Genomic DNA, 22,492 nt, shown 5'->3' on the forward strand with positions numbered 1-22,492 from the left:
CCGCGGAGCGCCTCCGTCAGCCGCGCCGCGTCCGGCCGCGGGGCGTCGCGCAAGGCGGTCACCGGCGCCGCCACCCGCATCGGCGTCGCCTCGCCGAAGCGCGCCGCCGCGACCCGGCCCTTGAGCGCGATGTCGGCGAGATCGGGCCGGAAGGCGTTCCGCCGCGGATCGAGGGGCGTCACGGCATCCTCCGCCGTCTCACGAATGGCGGGCCCGCAGGAGATGGTAGAGCGCCCGGATCGCCTGCGCCTCGCCGCCCTCCGGCCCGTACGGCCGGGCGCTCGGGTTCCAGGCGAATATGTCGAAATGCGCGTAGGTCTTCGCCTTCTCGACGAAGCGGTCGAGGAACAGCGCCGCCACGATCGAGCCGGCATGCGAATTGTGCGAGATGTTCCCGAGATCGGCCGTCTTGGAGGCGAGCCAGGAATCGTAGGGCCGCCAGAACGGCATCCGCCAGAGCGGGTCGTGGACCGCGGCGGCGGAACGCGCGAGATCGGCGGAGAAGCCCTCGTCGTCGCAGTAGAAGGGCGGCAGGTCGGGACCGAGCGCCACGCGGGCGGCGCCGGTGAGCGTCGCCATCGAGACGACGAGTTCGGGGGCCTCCTCGTCGGCGAGCGCGAGCGCGTCGGCGAGGATGAGGCGGCCTTCGGCGTCCGTGTTGCCGATCTCGACCGTCAGCCCCTTGCGGCTCCTCAGAATGTCGCCGGGGCGGAAGGCGCTGCCGGAGATCGCGTTCTCGACCGCCGCCACCAGCACCCTCAGGCGCACCTTCAGGCCGGCATCCATGATCATGCGGGCGAGCGCAAGGACGTTGGCGGCTCCGCCCATGTCCTTCTTCATGAGGAGCATGCCGCTCGCGCCCTTGATGTCGAGCCCGCCCGTGTCGAACGCGACTCCCTTGCCGACGAGCGTCACCTTGGGATGGCGCTCGTCGCCCCAGGCGAAGTCGAGGAGCAGCGGCGGCCGTTCGCTCGCGGCGCCGACGGCCGCGATCATCGGATAGCCCTTCTCGAGCGCTTCGCCGGAGACGATGGAGACGCTGGCGCCGTAGCCCTCCGCCATCTCGCGCCCGGCGGCGGCGAGTTCGGCCGGACCGAGATCGTTGGCCGGGATGTTGATGAGGTCGCGCGCGAACTGGACCGATTCGGCTATCCGCGTGATCTCCTCCCCGTCCGCCGCCTGGGGAAGGAGCAGCCTCGCCTTGCCCTCCTTCGGCTTGCGGTAGCGCTCGAAGCGATAGGCTCCGAGCGCGAAGGCGAGCGAGGCGAGCACCGGATCGAAGCCCTCCCCTTCGAGCCTGTAGAGGCCGTCCGGAAGCTCCTGCGCGAGCCGGCCGGGAAGGAGCGGCGTGCGGTCGGGCGCGTCGGCGGCTCCGAGCCCGAAGAGCACGCGGCCGATGCCGCCGTCGCGGTCGGGCAGCAGCACGAGCGCCCCGGCCTTAGCCTTGAACCCTTGCGCGGCCGCGAAGCGCCGGTCCTGCTCGGAGAGCGTTGCAAGCGCGCGCTCGAGTTCACCGGTCCGGATGCACTGGACCGGCACGACCGGCTCATCGGCCGGCGCCTGGACGATCGGAAGACGGGTCATCGCGATTCCACCTGAAGCGACACGAGAGGTACGGCGGGCCGGACCGGCTGGCAATGCGTGCGGAGCGTTAACGAGCCGTTAGCGAGTGGCGATTAACCCTTCGCTATGGTTAACGAGCGAGCCTTGGCCATGCCGATTCCGTCGAAGCCGAATTCCCGGGGCGGCCGTGCCGCGCGCAGCTTCGCCCTTGGTGCGATCGCCGCGGTCGCACTTGCCGGCTGCCAGTCGACCGGGCGCGGCCCTGCCACGACCGGGTCGCTCAGGCCGACCGGCACGCTCGTCACCTCCGACCTCAGCCAGCAGAACGCGCTCGCCGCCGTGCAGACCTGGGGCGCCGCCTACGGCAAGAACGAGAAGGACCAGCGGGCGGCGCTGAACTACGCCGCGGCGCTCAGGGCTGCCGGGCAGACCAGCCAGGCGGTCGCGGTCATGCGCAAGGCCGTCATCTTGCACCCCTCGGACCGGACCGTGCTCGCCGCCTTCGGCAAGGCGCTCGCCGAGGACGGCCAGTTCCGGGAGGCGCTCTCGGTGGTGCAGCGCGCCCAGCAGCGCGACCATCCCGACTGGCAGCTTCTCGCCACCGAGGGGGCGATCCTCGATTCCCTCGGCGACAATAACGGCGCGCGCGAGCGCTACAGCCAGGCCCTGGTCCTCGCGCCGGGCGAGCCGCAGGTCCTCAACAATCTCGCAATGTCCTACGTGCTCGGGCGCGACCTCCAGAAGGCGGAGGCAACGCTCCGGCAGGCGCTGGCGAGCCCGAAGGCCACGACGCGCGTCAGGCAGAACCTCGCCCTCGTGCTGACGCTGCAGGGCAAGGGCAGCGAAGCGCAGGCATTCGTGTCCGGGGGATCGCCGTCCGGCCAGGCCGGCGCGAACATGGATTATCTGCAGGGAATGGTCGCGCAGCCGAACACCTGGGCCGATCTCAAGAAGGAGAGCTGAGCCCGACGGCCGTCCCCGTCCGGCCCCCCGTCCGGCCCCCGTCCGGCCGGAGACCCGGCGGCGGATCGCGGTATCCGCCGCCCCGGCGGCTACATGATCTTCGTCACCTGGATCGCGGCCGGCGTGATGATGACGGCGAACAGCACCGGCAGGAAGAAGATGATCATGGGCACGGTCAGCTTCGGCGGCAGCGACGCCGCCTTCTTCTCGGCTTCCGCCATGCGCATGTCGCGGTTCTCCTGGGCGAGGATGCGCAGCGACTGCCCGAGCGGCGTACCGTATTTCTCGGCCTGGATCAGGCTCGTCACCACGGCGCGGACGCCCTCCAGCCCGGTCCGTTCACCGAGATTCTCGTAGGCGCGGCGCCGGTCCTGCAGGTAGGAGAGCTCGGCCGTGGTGAGGCTCAGTTCCTCGGCGAGTTCGATCGACTGCACGCCGATCTCCTCGGAGACCTTCCGGAACGCGCTTTCGATGCCCATGCCGGATTCGACGCAGATCAGCAGCAGGTCGAGCGCGTCAGGCCATGCCCGTTTGACGGCGAGCTGCCGCTTGCTGATCTTGTTCTTCACGTAGAGCTGCGGGAGGTAATAGCCGAGAAACGTGACGGCCAGGACGATCGCCAGCTTCACGAAGAACGGCTGCTCGAGGTGGATGACCAGGAACACGTAGAAGCCGGCGACGATGAGCATCACCAGCGGCATCAGCATCCGCATCGCGAGGAACGTCACGACCGGCCCGCGCCCGCGATAGCCGGCCATGCGGAGCATGCGCGCCATCTCGCCGCTCTCCGCCTGGCGGGACAGGTTGAAGCGGTCGACGATGTCCTGGAACAGCTTCTTCGGCTCGGTGCGCAGCGAGGTCTTCTTCTCGGCTTCGAGCCGCGCGCGTTCGCGCGCGCGGATCCGCTCGCGCTCGCTCGCGACCGAGCGCATCCGGACCTCCAGATTGTCCCGGACGAGGTAGGGCCAGGAGACGACGAGGATCGCGGAGAACACCGAAAGCGCAGCCATCAGCGCGATCAGCATTTCCGGATTGTCCGTCACGGCGCTCAGCATCGCTCGTCCTCAGAAATCGAAGTTGATCATCTTGCGCATGACAAGGACGCCCATCAGCATCCAGAAGCCGCACGCGGCGAGAACGATGTTGCCGACGGTCGTGGTGAAGAGCAGCGCGATGTAGTCGGGGCTCGTCAGGTACACGATCACCGTCACCGCGATCGGCAGCGATCCGATGATGCCGGCCGAGGCCTTCGCTTCCGAGCTCATCGCCCGGATCTTCGCGCGCATCTTCTTGCGGTCGCGCAAGACCTTGGAGAGGTTCGAGAGCGCCTCGGAAAGGCTGCCGCCGGTCCGGCTCTGGATCGCGATCACGATGGCGAAGAAGTTCGATTCCGCGAGCGGGACGCGCTCCGGGAGGCGGCCCACCGCTTCGTCCATCGGCAGGCCGAGCGTCTGGTCTTCGACGATGGTCTGGAACTCGCTCTTGACCGGCTCCTGCGATTCCGACGCGATGATCTTCAGGCAGTCGACGAGGGGAAGACCCGCCTTGACGCCGCGGACGATGACGTCGACAGCGTTCGGGAACTCTTCGCTGAAGCGCTTGAAGCGGCGCTTGCGCAGGAAGTTGACGTAGAAGTACGGCAGCAGCAGGCCGCCGGCGACGCCGAAGCCGACCGACGGCACCAGGCCGATGCCCGTCCCTACCAGCACCGCCGCGGACACCACGACGATGCTGACGAGCGAGACGAGATAGTAGGTCTGCTTGGACCAGGAGAGCCCGGCCTGCCGCATGCGGATGGCGAGGCTCGGCTTCGCGCTCTTCTTGAGCTGCGCCTTCTGCTTCTCCTCGATCTCCTTCAGCGTCTCCTCGACGCTCCGGCGGCGTCGGCTCTCGTCGCTGATGGCGTTGCGCCGGTCGGCCATGCTGCGGGGCGCGGCGACGTGCTCGAGCCGCTTCGTCGGCTTCGACGCGCCGCTCAGCCGCGGATAGAGGGCGGCGACGGCGAGCCCGCCGAAGCTGAAGACGGCAAGCAGGATGACGGCGATCTGGACGGTCGTCGGCGACATCGGATCAGTCCTCCGCCGTTTCGGTGCGGCCGGAACGGGACGCGTTACCGGGCATCGCTCATCTCGGCGGCGTCGAGCGCAGCCGCGAGCCGCTGCTCCTCGCCGTAATAGCGGGCGCGGTCCCAGAATGCCGGGCGGCCGATCCCGGTCGAGCGGTGCCGGCCGATGATCTTGCCGTTCGCGTCCTCGCCCAGGATCTCGTACAGGAAGAGGTCCTGGGTGATGACCACGTCCCCTTCCATCCCGAGCACCTCGGTGATGTGGGTGATGCGGCGGGAGCCGTCGCGAAGGCGCGCCGCCTGCACGATGACGTCGATCGAGGATGTCATCATCTCGCGGATCGTCTTCGACGGCAGCGAATAGCCGCCCATCGTGATCATCGATTCGATACGGGAGAGCGCTTCGCGCGGGGAGTTCGCGTGGAGCGTTCCCATCGAGCCGTCGTGACCGGTGTTCATCGCCTGCAGGAGGTCGAACGCCTCCGGACCGCGCACCTCGCCGACGATGATCCGCTCGGGCCGCATGCGCAGGCAGTTCTTGACGAGGTCGCGCATCGTGATCTCGCCCTCGCCCTCGATGTTCGGCGGGCGGGTCTCGAGCCGGACCACGTGCGGCTGCTGAAGCTGCAGCTCCGCCGCGTCCTCGCAGGTGATGATGCGCTCGTCATGGTCGATGTAGCGCGTGAGGCAGTTGAGCAGCGTCGTCTTGCCCGAGCCGGTGCCGCCGGAGACGAGCACGTTGCAGCGGACGCGGCCGATGATCTGCAGGATCGCCGCGCCCTCGGGCGTGATGGAGCCGAAATTGACCAGCTGATCGAGCGTCAGCTTGTCCTTCTTGAACTTCCGGATGGTGAGCGCCGGCCCGTCGATCGACAGCGGCGGCGCGATGACGTTGACGCGCGAGCCGTCCGGCAGGCGCGCGTCGCAGATCGGGCTCGCCTCGTCGACGCGGCGGCCGACCTGGCTCACGATGCGCTGGCAGATGTTCAGGAGCTGGCCGTTGTCGCGGAACCGGATCTCGGTCTCCTGGACCTTGCCGCTCACCTCGATGAAGACCTGGCTCGCCCCGTTCACCATGATGTCGGCGATGTCGTCGCGTGCGAGCAGCGGCTCGAGCGGCCCGTAGCCGAGCACGTCGTTGCAGATGTCCTCGAGCAGTTCCTCCTGCTCGGCGATCGACATCACGACGTTCTTCACCGTGATGATGTCGTTGACGATGTCGCGGATCTCCTCCCGCGACTGGTCCATGTCCATCTTCGAGAGCTGCGACAGATCGATCGTGTCGATCAGCGCCCCGAAGATCTGCGTCTTCAGGTCGTAATATTCCTCCGTCTTCCGGCGCGTCGCCTGGGCCCGCGTCTGCGCCGCCGGGGCCTGGCTCGCCGGGGCGGTCTGGCGGGGAGCAGGCTGCGCCGGTGCCGCCGGCATCGGCCGCGGCTTCTCGATGACGTCACCCTGTGCGCTACGCTTTCCGAACATGCTTGCGCCTTTTCCTGGCTACGCCGTGCGCCGCGCCTTGGCCTTCGGCTTCTGCTTGGCGCGCAGCTTCTCGAGGAGCGGAGCGAGGCTCATCGCGCCCTTCCGGCTGCGCTTCACGTCCTTCCGTCCCGTGATGATCTGGGCGACGTCGGAGAAGATGTCGGACACCGTCGTCTTCGCCGAAGCCTCCGCGATCATCTGGCCGTTATTGGCCGCGGTCCCGAACAGGAGCGGATCGAACGGGATCGAGGCAATGGGCTCGAGCTGCAGCGCGGCGGCGAAATCGTCCGGCTTGATCTCCGGCCGCTTCGGCACGCCGACCTGGTTCAGCACGAGCTTCGGCGGCGCATCGTTCGGCCGCGCCTGCCGGAGCAGGTCGATCAGCGCCTTGGTGTTGCGCAGGTTGGCGAGGTCGGGGGCCGCCACGATCACCACCTCGTCGGCGGAGATGAGGGTCCGCTTCGCCCAGGACGTCCAGACGTGCGGGACGTCGAGGACGACCGAAGGGACGTTGGCCTGGACGATCTCCAGCATCGGCTCGAAGGCGCCCTCGTCGAAATCGTAGGACCGGTCGAGCGTCGCCGGCGCGGCGAGCAGGCTCAGATGGTCCTCGCATTTCGCGAGCAGCCGGTCGAGCAGCACCTCGTCGAGGCGGTCGCGGTCGAACACGGCCTCGGCGATGCCCTGGGTCGGGTCGAGGTTGAAGTCGAGCCCGGCCGTCCCGAAGGCGAGGTCGAGATCGGCGAGGATCACGTCGGAACCGAACACGCGGGCCATCGTCCAGGCGACGTTGTGCGCCACCGTGGAGGCGCCCACGCCGCCCTTCGAGCCGACGAAGGCATAGGCCTGGCCGAGCTTCTCGGCACTCGATTCGCGATAGATGTTCGAGATCGACGAGATGACCGTCATCACGTCGACCGGCGCGACGAGATATTCGCTGATGCCCCGCTTCAGGAGCTCGCGGTAGAGCGTGACGTCGTTCGAATGGCCGATGATCATCACCCGCGTGCCGGCGTCGCAGACCTCCGCCAGCGTGTCGAGCTCGGCGATCAGCCGCTCCGGCGGCATCCGGCTCTCGATCACCACGAGGTTCGGCGTCGGGGCGCCGCGGTAGAACTCGACCGCCGCGCTGATCCCGCCGGTATGCACCTTCACGTGCGCCCGGCCCATGCGGCGGTCGTTGGCGGCCATCTCGATCGCGCCGGCAACCTCCGGCGTGTCGCAGAAGGCCTGGATCGTGATGCGGGGCACCGGCCGCGCGTCCGCCATGCGGGCCTGGCCCTCCGGCCGGCCGAGATCGACGTCGACGTCGTAGGCGAGATTGCTCATCGGGTCACTCGGCATTCAGATCGTAGTCGATCAGGGTGGAGCTCGATTTCGTCTCCGCGCCCTGCTGGTAGTCCGTGACGACCTTCGCCCGGCGCGCGCCGTTCGCCGGCTGCTCCGCCCGCGGCTGCACCAGGTCGGCCGGGTTCGCGACCATGGCCGCGAGGTTCTGCTGCCCGGCACAGCCGAAATTGTAGTGCGTGCTGTCCGCGAAGGTCGGCGACACGTCGCGCGGCCACACCCCGCAGCGCGGCGTCACCGCCTGCACCTTGAGGAAGGAGAGCCGCAGCGGCGCCATCCTCCTGCGGTCGCCAAAGGCATAGGGCGCGACCTGGATCGCCGCCGGCGACACGCCGGCCTGCACCAGCACCTGGTTGACGGCGCTGCCCGTCTGGGCGGCGGCGATCTCGTTCGCCGAGCCGGTCGGCACCTGGATGGTGATGCCGCCCGTGCCGCTCTCGCGGTAGTCGGCGACGTAATTGTGGATGGCCTCGACGAATTCGCCGGAAAGCGCGCCGCCACGCATCCCGACCGGCAGGTCGAGCGTCGCCGGCTCGTTCGAGATCACGATCGGGTGGCGGATGCGGTAGTCGTTGTCGAAATAGGCCATCCGCTGGTCGTCGGCGGTGTTGCAGCCCGCGAGCCCGCCGGCGAGGAGCGCCGCGGCGAGCAAGCCCGCCGCCCTCCTCCGGCCGGCGGCCGCTTCAACCTTGATCGCGTTCAGCATGGTTCCTGTCTCCCGAACCGGCGCTCAGTCGAAGGCGAAGCCGAGCTGGCCGTGATAGGCGGCCGGGCGCTGGTTCTTCACCGAGCCGTAGATCTTGTTGATCTGGCCGAGGAAGATCGCCTCGGCATCGTTGGCGTAGACGAGGCCGTCGCTCGGCCGGGCGAGCTTCGACGGCGAGGTCGGCTTCACGAGATAGGGCGTGACGATCATCACGAGCTCGGTCTCGTCGCGCTGGAAGTCCTTCGACGAGAAGAGCGCGCCGAGCACCGGGATCTTCTGGATCACGGGCAGGCCGCTCACCGCGCGCCGCGTCGATTCCTGGATCAGGCCGCCGATCACGAAGGCGCCGCCCGAGGGAAGCTCCACCGTGGTCTCCGCCCGCCGGGAGCTGAGCGTCGGGGCCCCGCTCGCCGCCACCGAGTCGATCTCGCTCACCTCGGTCCGGACCTTGAGGCTGATCCGCCCGGCGGAGAGCACGACGGGCGTGAACGCGAGCTGCACGCCGAAGGGCTTGAAGTCGACCGTCACGATGCCGGTGTCCTGGTCGATGCCGGTGACGAAGGGAAACTCGCCGCCCGCCAGGAACGAGGCGGTCTCGCCGGAAACCGCGGTGAGTGTCGGCTCGGCGAGCGTCTTGATGAGGTTGGTCTCCTCGAGCGCCTTCACCGTCGCGGTGACGCTGTTGTCGCCGTTCGCCCACCCGAGCGCCGCCTGGCCGACCTGCGAGTCGAACGAGCCGGTCTGGGAATTGGCCAGTCCGAAGGCGATGTTGCCCTTCGCGAGGAAGGCCTGGGTGTCGATGCCGAGCTGCTTCACGACCGAGCGCTGCACTTCCGCGATCGTCACCTTCAGGCTCACCTGCTCCACGCCGGTGATGGTGAGAAGGTTGACGACCTTCTTCTCCACCGTCTGGTCGCCGGTTGCCCCCTCGTTGGTCCCGAGCGACTGTCCCTGCAGCATGCCGACGGTGATCTCCTGCGCGCGGCTCGAGGAGGAGGCCGAAGCGACCTCGCCGCGCAGCACGATGTTGCCGTTCATGGCCTCGGCCTTGACCCAGCCGTCGGTGATCGCCTCGGAGAGGAGCCTGTTCAGCGCGCCGAGATCGGCCTCGACATAGACGTCGAAGCTCGCGATCTGCGCGCCAGTATTGTCGAACAGGAAGATGTTCGCCTGGCCGAGCTTCACGCCGATCAGGTAGAGCCGCTGCGAGGTCCTCAGCACCGCGTCGGCGATCGCCGGGTTGGAGACCAGCACGTCGCCGGCCGGGCGCGGCAGCTCGATCACCATCGACTTGTTGATGCCGAGCCGGACCGCACGGCTCTGGGCCATGTCGCCGGCGCCGAGCCGGAGATAGTCCGATCCGGCCGAGGCCGATCCGACCGCCAGCAAGCCGATGACGACGACCGCTAGGACGCGGAGTGCTGAGCGAAACGTGGCAAGCGCAATCATTTTCGGCTCCTGGACGATCGGAGGCTGCAGCTCACTGGGTCTTCACAATCTGGCTGCGGCCCGACCGGTAGATCTTCACGGTTCCGCTCTGCCGCTCGTTCGCCACCGACTTCTCGTCGGTGTCGGCCATCGCCCGGAGAGCGAGGGAAAGGGTTCCCGATGCTTCCGCGGACGTGACCACCTCGGCCTGTACCGGATCGACCTCGAGGGTGGCCGTCTTGCCGACGACCACCGGCTCGCCGCTGCTGTCGTCGACCGTCTGGTCGATCGCCAGCACCCGGATGTTGGTGAGGATGGTGCGGCTCACGGTCTCGTTCTGGCCGTCGGCGCCCGTCTGGCTGACGGTCTGGATGACGTCGACGCGGTCGTTGGGAAGGATGAAGCCGCCGGCCGTGTTCTGCGCGGAGACCCGCACCGCCACCGCCCGCTTGCCGCTCGGCAGGATGGCCGACATGAAGCCGGATCCCGCCTGCGCGAGCTTCGCCTCGCGGATCGGCTCGCCGGCGGCGAACTGGCTGCGCACCACCGCGCCCTTCAGCGTCTCGATCGCGTCGGGGCGGTCAGCCTTGGTGATGAAGGCGGCGTTCACCGCTTCCTCGGGCCATTTCTGCCAGCGCAGGTTTTCCTCGGAGAGGGCCTGGCCCTGGTTGAGGTCCTTGGAGGCGACGACGACTTCCTGCGTGCTGATCTGCGGCGCGAGCTCGACCACCGTTTGCGACGAATCGCCGGAGCCGAGACTGAGCGCCAGATAGGCCGCTATTCCGCCCGCAACGAGCGCAATGGCCAGAACGATCACGCGAAACATGTCCAGAGCCTCGATTGAAGAGTACCGGTGGGCTTTGCCTCGGCACAGTCTCGCTTTGAAACATCAAGGGATGGTTAACGGCCCTGAAATCCGGTCCTGGACTGTGTCCGGAAGTAATGCCTTCGCTCAGGTCAGGTTGGCCATCCAGGCGGTGTGCGGAAACACGATGAGCGCCGCGGGCGCCATCGCCGCGCCGTAGGGAATGCCCGCCGTCCGCTCGTGCAGCCGCGTGATCCAGCCGATCCGGTAGAGGCCCGAAGGCAGCGGCCACCCGCGCATCTGCAGGATCGCGAAGGTCAGGACCCCGCCGAGCAGGGAGGCGTAGACGAAGTAGACGAGCGCATCCTGCGGTCCGAACCAGATCGCCGTCACGGCCGCGAGCTTGGCGTCGCCGCCGCCGATCCAGCCGAACGAGAAGAGGACGAACGCGATTGCGAGGACGCCGAGCCCGAGTGCCGCGCTCCAGCCGATCGCGGCCAGCGGAAATCCGGCGAGCGGCGCCAGCACGAAATAGGCGGCGAGCAGCGCGAGCACGAGGACGTTGCGGATCGTCATCGTGGTGAGGTCGGCGATCCCCGCGTAGATCATCAGGCCGGGAAAGACCAGGATTGCGGCCGATTGTGCCAGCGTCGCGACCATCAGCGCTTCGAGCCCCCTCGCCCCTCGGGGAATCGGACCATGTCAACCGATCGTTAAAAAAGCGGACGTTCAAAAAAATCGAGCGGAGGGCGCGCCCTCCGCTCGCTGAAACTGGATGGAAGACGGCTGATCAGCTCGCCTTCGCCTTGTCGAGCTGGGCCTTGATGCCGCCGAAGGCGTTCGTGAGGCCCGAACCGAGCGTGCCCATGACGGCGATCAGCACGACCGCGATGAGGGCAGCGATCAGGCCGTACTCGATGGCCGTGGCGCCCGACTCGTCCTTGGCGAAACGCGCAACAAGATTCTTCATGTCTCTACTCCTGTTCTCCACCTGGCCCCGGAGGCCCGCTTCGAGGGTTTTCAGTTTGCCCGCCGAAACTGGCCGTTGGGATATCAGCGATTGCTTGCAGGCAGGTTAATTGCACGGAGACCTCGACAGTTCCGAGCGAAAACCCGCCAGATGGTAAAAACAAAATCAATTTGATCTATCGCAAAGCGACTCCGCTCAGGCGGATCTCACAAGATGTTCAGGTTCGGCAGACCCGCTCTGTTAACATCCTCTTAACGCGCTTGCTTTTACCACTCGTTAAGCAAGCATGTTGCTTCGCTCATACTCCCATAGAACGGATCCGCGGCAGCGGCCTCAGGAGTCGGCTCGGGAGGTTAAGTGAGCGAAGCGGGTGCGGGCGGGATTTGAGGGAAAAGTCCGCGCCCGCCATTTGGAAATTCTTCACCGTTTCTCCCCAGAATGGCGGTCGAGGACAAGGAGCTTGCAATGCGAATCATCGAGGCCCGTCTGGTGCGGCGCGCCGCGCGCAGCCTGGTTGTCGCCGGCGCGCTCTTCGCCGCCGGCGCGGCGCGGGCCGATACGATCGATGTCACCATCGACTTCGCGAAGATTCTGAAACTGGACAAGCCGGCCGCCACGCTGGTCATCGGCAATCCGGGCATCGCCGATGCGACGGTCGGCGACGACAAGACGGTCGTCCTGACGGGCAAGGCGGCCGGAACGACGAACCTCATCATCCTCGACGACAAGGGTCAGGAGATCGCCAACGAGATCGTTCGCGTCTCCTCCGACGTCCGCCAGCTCACGACCGTCTTCTACGGCAGCAAGCGGCAGAGCTTCTCCTGCTCGCCGCAATGCGAGCAGGTGATCTCGGTCGGCGACGAGAAGGAAGCCTTCGACAGGGCCAAGGCGCAGATCCAGGGCCGGCAGGAATTCTCCGGCGCCCGCTGACGCGGACCGGGTCCTTCTCAGTTTTCGTTAAACAAGTTCGAAATTTAATCGAGCTTTAGACGCAAGGCGGCGTTACGACGGCTCGGGATTCCAGAAGGCGATCAAGGCGACCCATGCTTAGCTTCCGGCGGCGGAACCGCTCTCTTTCGACCGCCGCCGCGCGGTTCGGAAGAGACCAGCGCGGCGTCACCGCGGTCGAGTTCGCCTTCGTCGCGCCGGCCTTCTTCTTCCTGATCTTCGTGATCGCGCAGACCGCCCTCGTCTTCCTCTCGGAACAGATCCTGGACAACGCGGTCTACGATGCCGCCCGCCTCATCCGTACCGGCCAGGCGCAGACCGGCGGCTTCACGACGGCTCAGTTCAAGGCGGATGTCTGCGATCAGATGACCGCCCTCATCGACTGCGACGACGGCTATTTCTACATGGACGTCAAGTCCTACTCGACGTTCGGCGAGATGAACGTCGCCGACCCGCTCGACAAGGACGACAAGTTTCCCAAGGAAAGCGACTTCGATTTCGGCAGCGCGAACCAGATCGTCGTCGTGCGGGCCTATTACCAGATGTGGACGGCGCCGCTCTTCTGGGGGCTGTCGCTCAGCAACCTCTCGAACGGCAGGCGCCTCATCGGCACCACCGTGGCGTTCAGGAACGAGCCGTTCGCAAAGACCTCCTCGGGCGGGACCTCGTGATGCCGCGGAACCGATCCGTTTGCCGCAAGAGTGCGTCCCGTCGCCTCGTCCGCGCGGTCGGTCGCAGGCTAAGCTCGCTTGCCCGTCGGCAGGATGGCGTTGCCGCCGTAGAGTTCGCGCTCGTCGCGCCGGTGATGATCCTGCTCTGGATCGGCGGCGTGGAGGTGACGCAGGCGCTCAGCGTCGACCGCAAGGTCACCGATCTCGCCTCCTCCACCGGCGATCTGGTGGCGCGCTGGAAGACGCTCACCTATGCCGATGTCGAGAACATCTTCGATATCGCCGAGGGTGTCATGTACCCCTATGACGGCTCGGCGGCCGACATGGTCATCACCGCCGTCGACGTCGATTCCAAGGGCAACGCCACCGTCGCCTGGAGCCGGGCGCGCGGGTCGCATGCCGCCTACGACAAGAGCAAGAACGTCACGGCGCAGATCGATGCCAATCTCCGCGTGCCGAACAGCCAGATCATCATGTCCGAGGCCTATTACACCTATACGCCGTCGATCGGATACGTGATCACCGGTTCGCTTCATCTCGCCTCGACCGGCTATTTCGTGCCGCGGCTCACCAACAAGGTCGAGCTCTGCAACAACAATTCGAGCGGCAAGATCTGCTCCTGACCGTCTCCGCTCAGCTTCGCTGATCGGACGGAACCGGCCCGGATCCGCCGCGTGCCCCGCCCGAGAGAAGCTCCGCGCCGCGATAATCCGCGGGACCGACCATCCGGTATCCGCCTGGGTAAAGAGGCTCGAGCGCGTGGTAGGCCGCGGGATCGGCATCGGCAAGGCCGACGAGATAGGAGGCGAGGGCCCGCTTGTCCCTGTCGGGCAGCGTGCTGAGCGCAGCCACCGGCCCGTGCGCGAGCGCCGGCGTCCGCCAGATCACCGAGAGGCCGGAAGGTGCGGCAGGGTCTGCGGCGGCGAGCATGGCGAGCGTGCCGCGCGAATAGCCGGCGGCCGCCTCTCCTTCCATCGAGCTCCAGCCGAGCGCGGCGTCGGCCTTGCCCGCGAGCACCTGCCGGAGCGCCTCCACGGGCGACGCAACGGTCCCGATCGCGCCGAAGAAGCTGGCGGGATCGATCCCCTCGGCGGCGAGCGCCGCGAATTGCAGCCGCCGCGCTCCGATCGAATCCGCCGGTCCGGCGATAAGCCGCGCCCCCCGGAGATCCTCGAGGCGAGTCTTGCCTGCGTCGCTGCGCACGATGAGCACGCCGTAATAGGCGATGCCGCCGTCTTCCGCCGCAGGCGCCGCCACCGGTTCGGCGCAGCCGCAGCGCGCCTGGAGATCGGCGAAGGCCGCGGCCGACAGCATCGCGACCTCGACCCGCCTCTCGGCCTGTGCGTCGACGAGGGCGGAATAGCTCGCGAACGGCAGGATCTCGACGGGCCGGCCGATCGCGCGTTCGAGCCCCTGCCGGACCGGCTGGAGCGCCGCGAGGGCCTTGGCGGCAGGGCCGCGCGGAACGACGCCGATCCTGAGTGCCGGCGCCGGGGTCGTGATCCTCTGGATGGCGGACGCTGCGGCGAGTCCATCCTCCGGAGCTTCGCGGGAGGGCGGCGGTTCGTCGAGCGGGATCGCGCGCGCCTCGATCGTCCCCCGCAGCCGGTTCTCCTCTGCCGATCCGGCCGCCGCTCCCGTCGCGAGGAGCGGCGCGAGGCAGAAAGCGAGGATCGCGGCCCGGCGGGCCGTCGCACGCGCCTGGCGGCCCTGTTCAGGGCGTCTGGTTGAACGGCCCGACCTCGCCGTTGCGGCGGAGAACCAGGTCCAGTGCATGGAACATCTCCAGCATGCGCGCCTCCGAGACGGGGCTTTCGACGACCATGACGATCTCGGGCTTGTTGGAGGAGGCCCGCACGAGCCCCCAGGTTCCATCCGCATTCGTCACACGCGCGCCGTTCACGGTCGCGAGCTCGCGGACCGGCTGCCCCGCCAGGGCCCCGCCCTGCCGCAGCGTCGCCTCGAGGTCCGCTACGACGCGGTCGACCACGCCGTATTTCGTCTCGTCGTCGCAATGGACTGCCATAGTCGGCGATCCCCAGGTCGTCGGCAAGGAGCGGCGAAGATCGGCCATGCTCCGGTCCGGGTGGCGGTCGAGCAGGTCGAGGATGGCGAGCGCGGAGACAAGCGCGTCGTCATAGCCCCGCCCGACCGGCGGACCGAAGAAGTAGTGCCCCGACTTCTCGAAGCCCGCCGTCGCGCCGCATTCCATGACCCGGCGCTTCAGATAGGAATGGCCGGTCTTCCAGTACTCGACCGTCGCCCCGTTCGCGCAGAGGACCGGATCGTCTTGGAAGAGCCCGGTCGATTTCACGTCGACGACGAAGCGCGATCCGGGATTTCGGGACGAAATGTCGCGGGCAAGCAGCAGGCCCACCTTGTCCGCGAACAATGCGACGCCCTCGTCGTCCACAACGCCGCAGCGGTCGCCGTCGCCGTCGAAGCCGAACCCGATCGCGGCGCCCGAGCCGAGCACGGCCTCGCGGATCGCGCCGAGCATCGTCATGTCCTCCGGGTTGGGATTGTATCGCGGGAAGCTGTGGTCGAGTTCCGCGTCGAGCGGGATGACCTCGACGCCGGCGGCCGCGAGCGCCTGCGGCGCGAAGGCCCCGGCCGTGCCGTTGCCGCAGGCGGCCACGACCCGGATCGGGCGGCGGAGCCTCGGCCGGGCGGCGAGGTCGGCGAGGTAGCGTTCCGCCATGTCGCCGACGAAGACGTAGGCGCCGCCGCTCCGCGGCGCGAAGCGGCCGGCGAGCACGATCTCCCGGAGGCGGCCCATCTCCTCCGGGCCGAAGGTGAGCGGGCGCTGCGCGCCCATCTTGACGCCGGTCCAGCCATTCTCGTTGTGCGACGCGGTCACCATCGCCACCGCCGGCACGTCGAGCGCGAACTGCGCGAAATAGGCCATCGGCGTGAGCGCGAGGCCGATGTCGTGGACCTTGAGCCCGGCCGCCATCATGCCCGTGGCAAGTGCCGTCTTGATCGACGCCGAATAGAAGCGGAAGTCGTGGCCGGTCACGATTTCCGGGGAAATTCCCATCTCGTGGACGAGCGTCCCGATCCCCATCCCGAGGGCCTGGACGCCCATCAGGTTGATCTCCTCGCCGTAGCGCCAGCGCGCGTCGTATTCCCGGAAGCCGGTCGGCTTCACCATCGGCACGGATTCGTAGGCGCGGGTATTCGGGCGCAGGAACGGCTCGGGCTTCGGAAACACGGGCTCCCCCGGGGCGGCATGCCGGGGAGCGAAGCCGATCAGTCCTCCAGGATCAAGGTGCCGTTCGAGACCTCGAACCGGCCGAGCCGGTTGAGAAAGCTCGCGCCGAGCAGACTCATGCCAAGTTGCGCATCCGGAATGACGAGCGCGCGCACGTCGCCGACGTCGATGTCGCTGACGGCCACGCTGTCGAGCGTCGTCTCCGCCCCGTAGGTGGTCCCGTTGGCGGTCTGGACGGGATGGCTGAAATCGGCGCGGACGGTGCGCAATCCGACGCGCGCGGCGTCGGATTGCCGGAGCACCACGACGGTCGCGCCGGTATCGACCATGAGCCGGATCGGCCGCAGATTGATGGCAGCGTCGACGTAATAGTGGCCGTCCGCGCCGGCCCGGATCGCGATCCGGCGCGGGCCCGCCGCCTTCGCGGCCTGGCGTCCGTTCGGGCGCTCCCCGACCAGGCCGTCCGCCGGCGCGGCATAGCGCGCGACGATGCCCGGCACGGATGCCGCGGCGAGTGCGATCAGCACGGAGAGGACGAGGAGATTGCGCATCGGCCGGCCCGCATGAAGACTGCCCGAAAAGCGGAAAGGAATGGTTGAGGGAGCGCGGACGGGCCCGCCCAGGCGACCGCCGCGACCGATCTTCGACCTCCGCCGGAACGCGGAACCCGGTCGCGGGTTGATCGGGCGACGAAGGATCAAGGGAGCCCCTGATGGACCTCTGGCAAAGGATCGGGCTCTCGGCCCTCGTGACGGGCACCGTCGCGAGCATTGCCACGACCGCGGCGCTCGCCGGGCTCGCGAGCGCGGAAGGCAAGAGCCCCTTGCAGCCGACCAATTCCACGAGCCACTGGCTGCACGGCGGGGCGGCAGGCCGCGTGACGGCGGCGGATCTCGAGCACACCGCGCTCGGCTATGCGACCCATCACGCCTCGGCGCTGTTCTGGGCGCTTCCGTTCGAGATCTGGCTCGCCTTCCGTCCGCCGCGTTCGACGCCGGAGCTCCTTGCCGACGTCGCGGCCATGTCCGCCATCGCGGCCGCCGTCGATTACGGTCTCGCGCCGAAGCGGCTCACGCCGGGATGGGAGGAGGTCCTGCCAACGCGCTCGATCGCGGCGACCTACGGCGTCCTCGCCCTCGGGCTCGCCGCCGGCGCCTTGCTCGCGCGCAATTTCCGCCCTGCGCTGCGCTGAGACCGGGCCCGGGCCGCCGGCTTCCGCGCCGCCCCGTCACTTCGTGCCGTACATGCGGTCGCCCGCATCGCCGAGGCCCGGCACGATGTAGCCGTGATCGTCGAGGTGGCTGTCGATCGCGGCCGTGAAGACCGGCACGTCCGGATGGGCCGCCCGGAAGCGCCTGATGCCCTCCGGGGCCGCGAGCAGGCAGACGAACCGCACATCCTTCGCGCCGCGGCTCTTCAGCAGGTTGATCGCCGCGACCGCCGAGTTGGCGGTGGCGAGCATCGGATCGACGGCGATCACCGTGCGCTCCGAGAGGTCCTCCGGCGCCTTGAAGTAGTACTCCACCGGCTGCAGCGTCTTCGGGTCGCGATACATGCCGATATGGGCGACGCGCGCGGACGGGACGAGGTCGAGCATGCCTTCGAGAAGGCCGTTGCCGGCGCGCAGGATGGAGGCGAAGACCAGCTTCTTCCCGGCGATCTTCTTCGCCTGCATGGGGGCGAGCGGAGTCCTGATCGCCACGGTCTCGAGCGGCAGGTCGCGCGTCGCCTCGTAGCAGATGAGGGCGGCCGTCTCGCGCAGGAGCTGCCGGAACCCGCGCGTCGAGGTTTCGGCGTCGCGCATGATGGTGAGCTTGTGCTGGACGAGCGGATGGTCGACGACCGTCACGCCTTCGAATTCTGCCGCCATCGGCGCCTCCTTGCCGTTGCCTGCGCCTTGTATGTGGCCGGCGCGAGCGCGCCAAGGGGCGACCATCCGGGGCCGGCACCGGGCGCGATCCGGGTCACCGGCGCAACGGCCACGCGCCCTGCCACCAGCGGCGCCTCTTGCGTTCGCGCGCGATCGCGATCAGCCGCTCGACATAGGCGGATCCGGTCTCCGGGTCGAGGCGGTCGACCGGATCGAGCGTCCAGTCGGAATATCCCGCCGCAGCGAGGACCGGCTCGTATTCCGGCCTGAAATGGGCGACGTCCTCCGGCGTGAAGTAGCGCCGCCAGTTCTGTGCGTCGGCGGTGCGCCGACGGTGCGGAAAGCGCGGCTGCACGGTGTCCTCGACGGAATCGCAGCCGAGATATCCGGCGAGCGCAGCCCGCTCCCCCCGCACGAAGTCCTCGTAGCGCAGGACCAGCTTCCGGGGCCCAAGGCCCGACACGAAGCCGAAATAATTGCGGTTCTTGCCGATATCCTCGATCGCGCCCTTTCCGAAGATGGTCTCCCGGCCCGCGATCAGATCCTTGATAGGAACGCTCCGCGGCGCCGCTTCCTTCCGGCGCAGGAGATCGAGCCAGCGCCCGCACGCGACCGGATCGTATCCGCTGCCGTCGATATGGCTCAGGATGAAGAAGTGCAGGCGGCTGATCAGTTCGTCGCGCGGATCCCGCATGACGAAGACGCGGCGGTCGAAGCGGAGCGCGCACTCGTTCGCGACGACGGCCCGCCTCAGATTGGGCCGATCGCTCCAGTGCTCGAAGATGACCTTCGCGACGACGCCTTCCGTCCCGAGCAGCGCGCGTTCGTGGAACGCGTCGATCGTGCGGGGTTCGGAAAGGTAGTGCCGCGCGCCGACCGCCTGCTGGACCGCCTCCGAGACGACCGTCGTTCCGGTGCGGGCGAGCCCCATGACGAGCACGTTCAAGCAGGACTCTCGCGAACAGCTCTCGATGAACGGGGCATCAGGGGCCTATGCCGCTCCGGCGGCCGGTTCGGAGAAGCCCCGGAACGGCATGGACGCCCTGCGCTTCAGCCAGTTGTCGGCCGACCATTCCGCCGCGCGGTCGACGACGTGGAGCGTCACCGCCTCGCGCGGCCGCGGCGTGCGGTTCGGTGCCGAGCCGTGCGGCAGCAGCCCGTGCAGGACGACGAGCGTGCCGGATTTCGCTTCAAGCGCGACCATCTCCTGCTCGTCCCAGCCGATGTCGTGGAGCCGGGTCATGACGAGCTGATCACCCTGGTAGTGGAAGCGCTCGCGGAGCCCGTCCGCATGGCCGCCCGGAATGGCGAGCAGGCAGCCGTTCTCCGCATCGGCGTCGTCGAGCGCGAACCAGAATCCGACCACGGATTCCGGCCTTGTATGGAGGAAGCTCGCGTCCTGGTGCATGCCGACCTCGCCGCCGATATGCGGCTGCTTGAAGATCACCATCGACTGGGCCAGGGCGGGATCCCGCATGCCGAGATCCTCGCAGAGTGCGGCGAGCCGGGGATCGCGGCAGAACCGGTCGAACACCGGGTCGAGGTCATGGAGCGCATGCCCGATCTTGTTGAGCGCGCGCCGCTTCGCCGCTGCGAGCCTGCCCTGCTCGTCGAAAGCCTCGGCTTCGAAGAAGAAGCGGATCTTGTCGCCCGATTCGCGGAAGTAGAGGTCCTGCACGTGCTCGGCGCCGCGGGTCGAGAAGATCGAGCGCACGGACTCGGGATCGAACCCCTCCACCAGACCGTCGATCCTCGCCCTGAGTTCGGCCAGTTCCGCCGGCCGCACGAACTCGTCGCGGACGAGATAGCCGTCGCGGTCCCACGCCTCGCGCATGCCGATGGTGAGGTGCCCGTCGCCGGACGCCCGGAAATGCCGTGCCGCTCGCATCGGCCGGATGATAGCCGGCCCGCCGGTCACATCAAGCTGGTGCCGCACCGTATCCGCGGCAGCGCCAGATGCGCGGCGATGGTCTGTGCGACATCCGCATAGGTCCTGCGCTCGCCGGCCGGGCGACCCTCGATGCCCGGGCCGAAGGCGAGGACCGGGATGTTCTCCCGGGTGTGATCCGAACCGCGAAAGGTGGGATCGTTGCCGTGATCGGCCGTAAGGACGACGAGATCGCCCGGGCGAAGAACCCGGAGGAGCCGCGGCAGACGCGCGTCGAAGTCCTCGAGACAGGCGGCATAACCCGCGACGTCGCGCCGATGGCCGTAGATCTGGTCGAAATCGATGAAGTTCGTCACGACGAGGTCGCCGTCCTTCGCTTCGGCCGCCGCCTCGAGGGTCGCCTCGAACTGCGACGCGTTCTCCGGCGCCTTCAGCACGCGGGAGACGCCGCGGCCGGAGAATATGTCGCCGATCTTGCCGACGCCGAACACCGTGCGGCCGGCCGCCACCGCGTCGTCGAGGAGCGTCGGCTCGGGCGGCGGCACGGCGAAGTCGCGTCGGTGGCCGGTCCGCTCGAACCCGGACTGCGCGTCGCCGAGGAACGGCCGCGCTATCACCCGGCCGATCCGGAGCGGGTCGCAGAGGCGGCGGGCGATGCGGCAGACCTCGTAGAGACGCTCGAGGCCGAACGCCTCCTCGTGCGCGGCGATCTGGAAGACGGAATCGGCCGAGGTGTAGCAGATCGGCTTGCCCGTGCGCACGTGCTCGGCGCCGAGCTCGGCGATCACGGCGGTGCCGGAGGCGTGCCTGTTGCCGAGAATGCCGGGCAGGCCCGCCTCCGCGATCAGCGCCGCCGTCAGCGCCTCCGGGAAGGCCGGTATCGTGTCGGGGAAGTAGCCCCACGTGAACGGCACCGGAAGTCCGGCGAGCTCCCAATGGCCGGACTGGGTGTCCTTGCCCTTGGAGACTTCCCGCGCGAAACCCCAGATCGCCTCGGGACGCTCGATCCGCTCGATCCCGGCCGGGTGGCTGCCCGTCGAGGCTTCGGCGGCGCGCCCGATGCCCAGGCGGTTCATGACCGGTATTGCAAGCGGGCCGGAACGCCCGCCCGGAACGTCGGCGCGCCCGGCCGCGCAGGCTCCGGCAATGTGGCCGAGCGTGTCGGCGCCGGCATCGCCGAACGCCGCTTCATCCGAGGCACCGCCGATGCCGACGGAATCCATGACCAGAAGGAAGGCCCGCGCCATTCAGCTCCCCTCAGCGCCGAACCGCTCGATGACGGCAGGCGACGGTTCGCGCGGCCCGCCGAGGCGATAGGCGGCCCGGACCGCCCGTGCAGCATGCTCCGCACCCGCATCGTCCCTCGAATGCACGATGCAGAGCGGCCGTTCCGGCCCCACCCGCTCGCCGAGCCCGGCAAGCTCCGCGAGCCCGACGGAGGGGTCGATCCGGTCGTCGGCCCGCATCCGCCCGCCCCCGAGCGCAACGACCGCGAGCCCGAGGGCACGCGTATCGATGCCGGCGACCCAGCCCCCTTCCCCGGGCAGGACCGGGCGCTGGACCGGTGCCGCGGGGAGGTGCAAGTCCGGCTCTTCGACGAGATCGCCCGGGCCGCCGAGGGCGGCGACCATGAGCGCGAAGCGCTCCGCCGCGCAGCCGTCCTCCAGCGCGACCCGCGCCGCGAGCTCGGCGGCGACATGATCTTCGGCGAGACCGCCGAGCACCAGCATTTCGCCGGCGAGGGCGAGGACGACCCTCTCCAGCCTGGTATCGCGCTGCTCCCCTGTCAGGAACCGGATCGCGTTCGCCACTTCGAGCGCATTGCCGGCCGCGGAGGCGAGCGGTTCGTCCATGCCCGTGAGGAGAGCAGAGGTCGAAAGCCCCGCTCCGTTCGCCACCCCGACCAGGCTGTCGGCGAGTGCGCGCCCGTCATCGATCCCTGCCATGAAGGCGCCCGAGCCCACCTTGACGTCGAGGACCAGCCCGTCGAGCCCGGCGGCGAGCTTCTTCGAAAGGATCGAGGCGGTGATGAGCGCGATCGATTCCACCGTCGCGGTCACGTCCCTGATGGCATAGAGGCGCCTGTCCGCGGGAGCGAGATCCGCCGTCTGCCCGATAATGGCGCAGCCCACCTCGGTGACCACGCGACGGAACTCCTCGAGGCCCGGCTGGCTGCGGTAGCCCGGAATGGAATCGAGCTTGTCGAGCGTGCCGCCGGTATGCCCCAGCCCGCGGCCGGAGATCATCGGCACCGCGCCGCCGCAGGCCGCCACGATCGGCGCCAGCATCAGCGAGACGTTGTCGCCGACGCCGCCCGTCGAGTGCTTGTCGAGCGCCGGCCGGTCGAGCCCGGACCAGTCGAGCACGGTCCCCGAATCGCGCATCGCCTCGGTCAGCGCGACGCGCTCGGCCCTGTCGAGATCGCGGAAGAAGACGGCCATCGCGAAGGCGGCGACCTGACCTTCCGAAATCGACCCGTCGGTCAGGCCGGCGATGAAGAAGGCGATCTCCTCGTCCGAGAGCCGGTCGCCGTCGCGCTTCCTGCGGATGATCTCCTGCGGGAGGAGGCGCATGC

23 protein-coding genes and 1 pseudogene are annotated in these 22,492 nt (G+C 68.5%); 5 read left to right on the forward strand and 19 right to left on the reverse strand.

What is annotated here, in order from left to right; all coding sequences use genetic code 11:
* Positions 1-182 (reverse strand): annotated as a pseudogene (locus E4O86_RS13195) (peptidase P60); the annotation flags it as partial.
* Positions 183-198: 16 nt separating this feature from the next.
* Entirely contained in the window at positions 199-1,584 is a 1,386-nt protein-coding gene (locus tag E4O86_RS13200; RefSeq protein ID WP_161141016.1) for a leucyl aminopeptidase family protein, read from the reverse strand.
* 129 nt (positions 1,585-1,713) lie between these two features.
* Between E4O86_RS13200 and E4O86_RS13205 the strand changes: the two genes are divergently transcribed.
* On the forward strand, positions 1,714-2,526 hold the full coding sequence (locus E4O86_RS13205) for a tetratricopeptide repeat protein (RefSeq protein ID WP_205520869.1): 813 nt from the start codon (positions 1,714-1,716) through the stop codon (positions 2,524-2,526).
* An 89-nt stretch (positions 2,527-2,615) separates the two neighbouring features.
* Here the strand turns inward: E4O86_RS13205 and E4O86_RS13210 are convergent, their stop codons facing one another.
* From E4O86_RS13210 to E4O86_RS13250, 9 genes are all read right to left on the reverse strand, one after another.
* Positions 2,616-3,581 carry a type II secretion system F family protein gene (locus E4O86_RS13210; RefSeq protein ID WP_161141017.1) on the reverse strand — a complete coding sequence of 322 codons (966 nt, stop codon included), beginning with the start codon at positions 3,579-3,581 and terminating at the stop codon, positions 2,616-2,618.
* A gap of 9 nt (positions 3,582-3,590) precedes the next feature.
* Positions 3,591-4,592 (reverse strand): type II secretion system F family protein, encoded by a 1,002-nt coding sequence (locus E4O86_RS13215; protein WP_161141018.1) that lies wholly within the window; start codon positions 4,590-4,592, stop codon positions 3,591-3,593.
* 44 nt (positions 4,593-4,636) lie between these two features.
* Positions 4,637-6,070 carry a TadA family conjugal transfer-associated ATPase gene (locus E4O86_RS13220; RefSeq protein WP_161141019.1) on the reverse strand — a complete coding sequence of 478 codons (1,434 nt, stop codon included), beginning with the start codon at positions 6,068-6,070 and terminating at the stop codon, positions 4,637-4,639.
* Positions 6,071-6,088: 18 nt separating this feature from the next.
* The gene (locus E4O86_RS13225) at positions 6,089-7,399 is read right to left on the reverse strand and encodes a CpaE/TadZ family protein (RefSeq protein ID WP_161141020.1); all 1,311 of its coding nucleotides are present in this window, start codon (positions 7,397-7,399) and stop codon (positions 6,089-6,091) included.
* Between the two features lie 4 nt (positions 7,400-7,403).
* On the reverse strand, positions 7,404-8,123 hold the full coding sequence (locus E4O86_RS13230) for a CpaD family pilus assembly protein (protein ID WP_161141021.1): 720 nt from the start codon (positions 8,121-8,123) through the stop codon (positions 7,404-7,406).
* A gap of 24 nt (positions 8,124-8,147) precedes the next feature.
* On the reverse strand, positions 8,148-9,572 hold the full coding sequence (locus E4O86_RS13235; protein WP_161141022.1) for a type II and III secretion system protein family protein: 1,425 nt from the start codon (positions 9,570-9,572) through the stop codon (positions 8,148-8,150).
* 31 nt (positions 9,573-9,603) lie between these two features.
* The gene (cpaB, locus tag E4O86_RS13240) at positions 9,604-10,377 is read right to left on the reverse strand and encodes a Flp pilus assembly protein CpaB (RefSeq protein WP_161141023.1); all 774 of its coding nucleotides are present in this window, start codon (positions 10,375-10,377) and stop codon (positions 9,604-9,606) included.
* 126 nt (positions 10,378-10,503) lie between these two features.
* Positions 10,504-11,016, reverse strand: a complete 513-nt coding sequence (locus E4O86_RS13245; RefSeq protein WP_161141024.1) for an A24 family peptidase — start codon at positions 11,014-11,016, stop codon at positions 10,504-10,506.
* Between the two features lie 130 nt (positions 11,017-11,146).
* Complete coding sequence (locus tag E4O86_RS13250) at positions 11,147-11,326, reverse strand: Flp family type IVb pilin (protein ID WP_161141025.1); 180 nt, start codon at positions 11,324-11,326, stop codon at positions 11,147-11,149.
* Between the two features lie 465 nt (positions 11,327-11,791).
* On the opposite strand from E4O86_RS13250, the gene E4O86_RS13255 reads away from it, so the two are divergent.
* From E4O86_RS13255 to E4O86_RS13265, 3 genes are all read left to right on the forward strand, one after another.
* The gene (locus E4O86_RS13255; RefSeq protein WP_161141026.1) at positions 11,792-12,256 is read left to right on the forward strand and encodes a pilus assembly protein N-terminal domain-containing protein; all 465 of its coding nucleotides are present in this window, start codon (positions 11,792-11,794) and stop codon (positions 12,254-12,256) included.
* A gap of 113 nt (positions 12,257-12,369) precedes the next feature.
* Positions 12,370-12,945 carry a TadE/TadG family type IV pilus assembly protein gene (locus E4O86_RS13260; protein WP_161141027.1) on the forward strand — a complete coding sequence of 192 codons (576 nt, stop codon included), beginning with the start codon at positions 12,370-12,372 and terminating at the stop codon, positions 12,943-12,945.
* Complete coding sequence (locus E4O86_RS13265) at positions 12,945-13,568, forward strand: TadE/TadG family type IV pilus assembly protein (RefSeq protein WP_281351608.1); 624 nt, start codon at positions 12,945-12,947, stop codon at positions 13,566-13,568. The genes E4O86_RS13260 and E4O86_RS13265 overlap by 1 nt, the downstream gene beginning before the upstream one ends.
* A gap of 10 nt (positions 13,569-13,578) precedes the next feature.
* Here E4O86_RS13265 and E4O86_RS13270 read toward each other — a convergent pair whose 3' ends face one another.
* The 3 genes from E4O86_RS13270 to E4O86_RS13280 are packed head-to-tail and all read right to left on the reverse strand — an operon-like array spanning position 13,579 to position 16,710.
* The gene (locus E4O86_RS13270) at positions 13,579-14,721 is read right to left on the reverse strand and encodes a phosphate/phosphite/phosphonate ABC transporter substrate-binding protein (RefSeq protein ID WP_161141029.1); all 1,143 of its coding nucleotides are present in this window, start codon (positions 14,719-14,721) and stop codon (positions 13,579-13,581) included.
* Positions 14,660-16,159 (reverse strand): phosphohexomutase domain-containing protein, encoded by a 1,500-nt coding sequence (locus tag E4O86_RS13275; RefSeq protein WP_161141030.1) that lies wholly within the window; start codon positions 16,157-16,159, stop codon positions 14,660-14,662. The genes E4O86_RS13270 and E4O86_RS13275 overlap by 62 nt, the downstream gene beginning before the upstream one ends.
* A 38-nt stretch (positions 16,160-16,197) precedes the next feature.
* The gene (locus E4O86_RS13280) at positions 16,198-16,710 is read right to left on the reverse strand and encodes a TIGR02281 family clan AA aspartic protease (RefSeq protein ID WP_161141031.1); all 513 of its coding nucleotides are present in this window, start codon (positions 16,708-16,710) and stop codon (positions 16,198-16,200) included.
* A gap of 161 nt (positions 16,711-16,871) precedes the next feature.
* Between E4O86_RS13280 and E4O86_RS13285 the strand changes: the two genes are divergently transcribed.
* Positions 16,872-17,351 carry a hypothetical protein gene (locus E4O86_RS13285; RefSeq protein WP_161141032.1) on the forward strand — a complete coding sequence of 160 codons (480 nt, stop codon included), beginning with the start codon at positions 16,872-16,874 and terminating at the stop codon, positions 17,349-17,351.
* Positions 17,352-17,387: 36 nt separating this feature from the next.
* Here the strand turns inward: E4O86_RS13285 and upp are convergent, their stop codons facing one another.
* The 5 genes from upp to deoA form a co-directional block, all read right to left on the reverse strand.
* Positions 17,388-18,029 (reverse strand): uracil phosphoribosyltransferase, encoded by a 642-nt coding sequence (gene upp / locus E4O86_RS13290; protein WP_161141033.1) that lies wholly within the window; start codon positions 18,027-18,029, stop codon positions 17,388-17,390.
* A 94-nt stretch (positions 18,030-18,123) separates the two neighbouring features.
* Positions 18,124-18,975: a hypothetical protein gene (locus tag E4O86_RS13295; RefSeq protein WP_161141034.1), complete on the reverse strand. Its 852-nt coding sequence runs from the start codon at positions 18,973-18,975 to the stop codon at positions 18,124-18,126.
* Positions 18,976-19,020: 45 nt separating this feature from the next.
* Positions 19,021-19,917 (reverse strand): phytanoyl-CoA dioxygenase family protein, encoded by an 897-nt coding sequence (locus tag E4O86_RS13300; RefSeq protein ID WP_161141035.1) that lies wholly within the window; start codon positions 19,915-19,917, stop codon positions 19,021-19,023.
* Between the two features lie 26 nt (positions 19,918-19,943).
* Positions 19,944-21,164, reverse strand: a complete 1,221-nt coding sequence (locus E4O86_RS13305) for a phosphopentomutase (RefSeq protein WP_161141036.1) — start codon at positions 21,162-21,164, stop codon at positions 19,944-19,946.
* A complete protein-coding gene (deoA, locus tag E4O86_RS13310) occupies positions 21,165-22,490 on the reverse strand; it encodes a thymidine phosphorylase (protein WP_161141037.1) in 1,326 nt (441 codons plus the stop codon). It abuts the gene before it with no gap.
* Positions 22,491-22,492: the final 2 nt, after the last annotated feature.

The organism is Propylenella binzhouense, assembly GCF_009866965.1.
Taxonomy (GTDB): Bacteria; Pseudomonadota; Alphaproteobacteria; order Rhizobiales; family Afifellaceae; genus Propylenella; species Propylenella binzhouense.

Coding starts and splice junctions, on each gene's coding strand:
- E4O86_RS13235 (WP_161141022.1), bottom strand. CDS start 9,572: ATGATTGCGCTTGCCACGTTTCGCTCAGCACTCCGCGTCCTAGCGGTC.
- E4O86_RS13265 (WP_281351608.1), top strand. CDS start 12,945: ATGCCGCGGAACCGATCCGTTTGCCGCAAGAGTGCGTCCCGTCGCCTC.
- E4O86_RS13245 (WP_161141024.1), bottom strand. CDS start 11,016: ATGGTCGCGACGCTGGCACAATCGGCCGCAATCCTGGTCTTTCCCGGC.
- E4O86_RS13280 (WP_161141031.1), bottom strand. CDS start 16,710: ATGCGCAATCTCCTCGTCCTCTCCGTGCTGATCGCACTCGCCGCGGCA.
- E4O86_RS13200 (WP_161141016.1), bottom strand. CDS start 1,584: ATGACCCGTCTTCCGATCGTCCAGGCGCCGGCCGATGAGCCGGTCGTG.
- E4O86_RS13250 (WP_161141025.1), bottom strand. CDS start 11,326: ATGAAGAATCTTGTTGCGCGTTTCGCCAAGGACGAGTCGGGCGCCACG.
- E4O86_RS13210 (WP_161141017.1), bottom strand. CDS start 3,581: ATGCTGAGCGCCGTGACGGACAATCCGGAAATGCTGATCGCGCTGATG.
- E4O86_RS13270 (WP_161141029.1), bottom strand. CDS start 14,721: ATGCACTGGACCTGGTTCTCCGCCGCAACGGCGAGGTCGGGCCGTTCA.
- E4O86_RS13260 (WP_161141027.1), top strand. CDS start 12,370: ATGCTTAGCTTCCGGCGGCGGAACCGCTCTCTTTCGACCGCCGCCGCG.
- E4O86_RS13300 (WP_161141035.1), bottom strand. CDS start 19,917: ATGCGAGCGGCACGGCATTTCCGGGCGTCCGGCGACGGGCACCTCACC.
- E4O86_RS13255 (WP_161141026.1), top strand. CDS start 11,792: ATGCGAATCATCGAGGCCCGTCTGGTGCGGCGCGCCGCGCGCAGCCTG.
- E4O86_RS13220 (WP_161141019.1), bottom strand. CDS start 6,070: ATGTTCGGAAAGCGTAGCGCACAGGGTGACGTCATCGAGAAGCCGCGG.
- deoA (WP_161141037.1), bottom strand. CDS start 22,490: ATGCGCCTCCTCCCGCAGGAGATCATCCGCAGGAAGCGCGACGGCGAC.
- cpaB (WP_161141023.1), bottom strand. CDS start 10,377: ATGTTTCGCGTGATCGTTCTGGCCATTGCGCTCGTTGCGGGCGGAATA.
- E4O86_RS13215 (WP_161141018.1), bottom strand. CDS start 4,592: ATGTCGCCGACGACCGTCCAGATCGCCGTCATCCTGCTTGCCGTCTTC.
- E4O86_RS13225 (WP_161141020.1), bottom strand. CDS start 7,399: ATGAGCAATCTCGCCTACGACGTCGACGTCGATCTCGGCCGGCCGGAG.
- E4O86_RS13285 (WP_161141032.1), top strand. CDS start 16,872: ATGGACCTCTGGCAAAGGATCGGGCTCTCGGCCCTCGTGACGGGCACC.
- E4O86_RS13305 (WP_161141036.1), bottom strand. CDS start 21,164: ATGGCGCGGGCCTTCCTTCTGGTCATGGATTCCGTCGGCATCGGCGGT.
- E4O86_RS13230 (WP_161141021.1), bottom strand. CDS start 8,123: ATGCTGAACGCGATCAAGGTTGAAGCGGCCGCCGGCCGGAGGAGGGCG.
- E4O86_RS13205 (WP_205520869.1), top strand. CDS start 1,714: ATGCCGATTCCGTCGAAGCCGAATTCCCGGGGCGGCCGTGCCGCGCGC.
- upp (WP_161141033.1), bottom strand. CDS start 18,029: ATGGCGGCAGAATTCGAAGGCGTGACGGTCGTCGACCATCCGCTCGTC.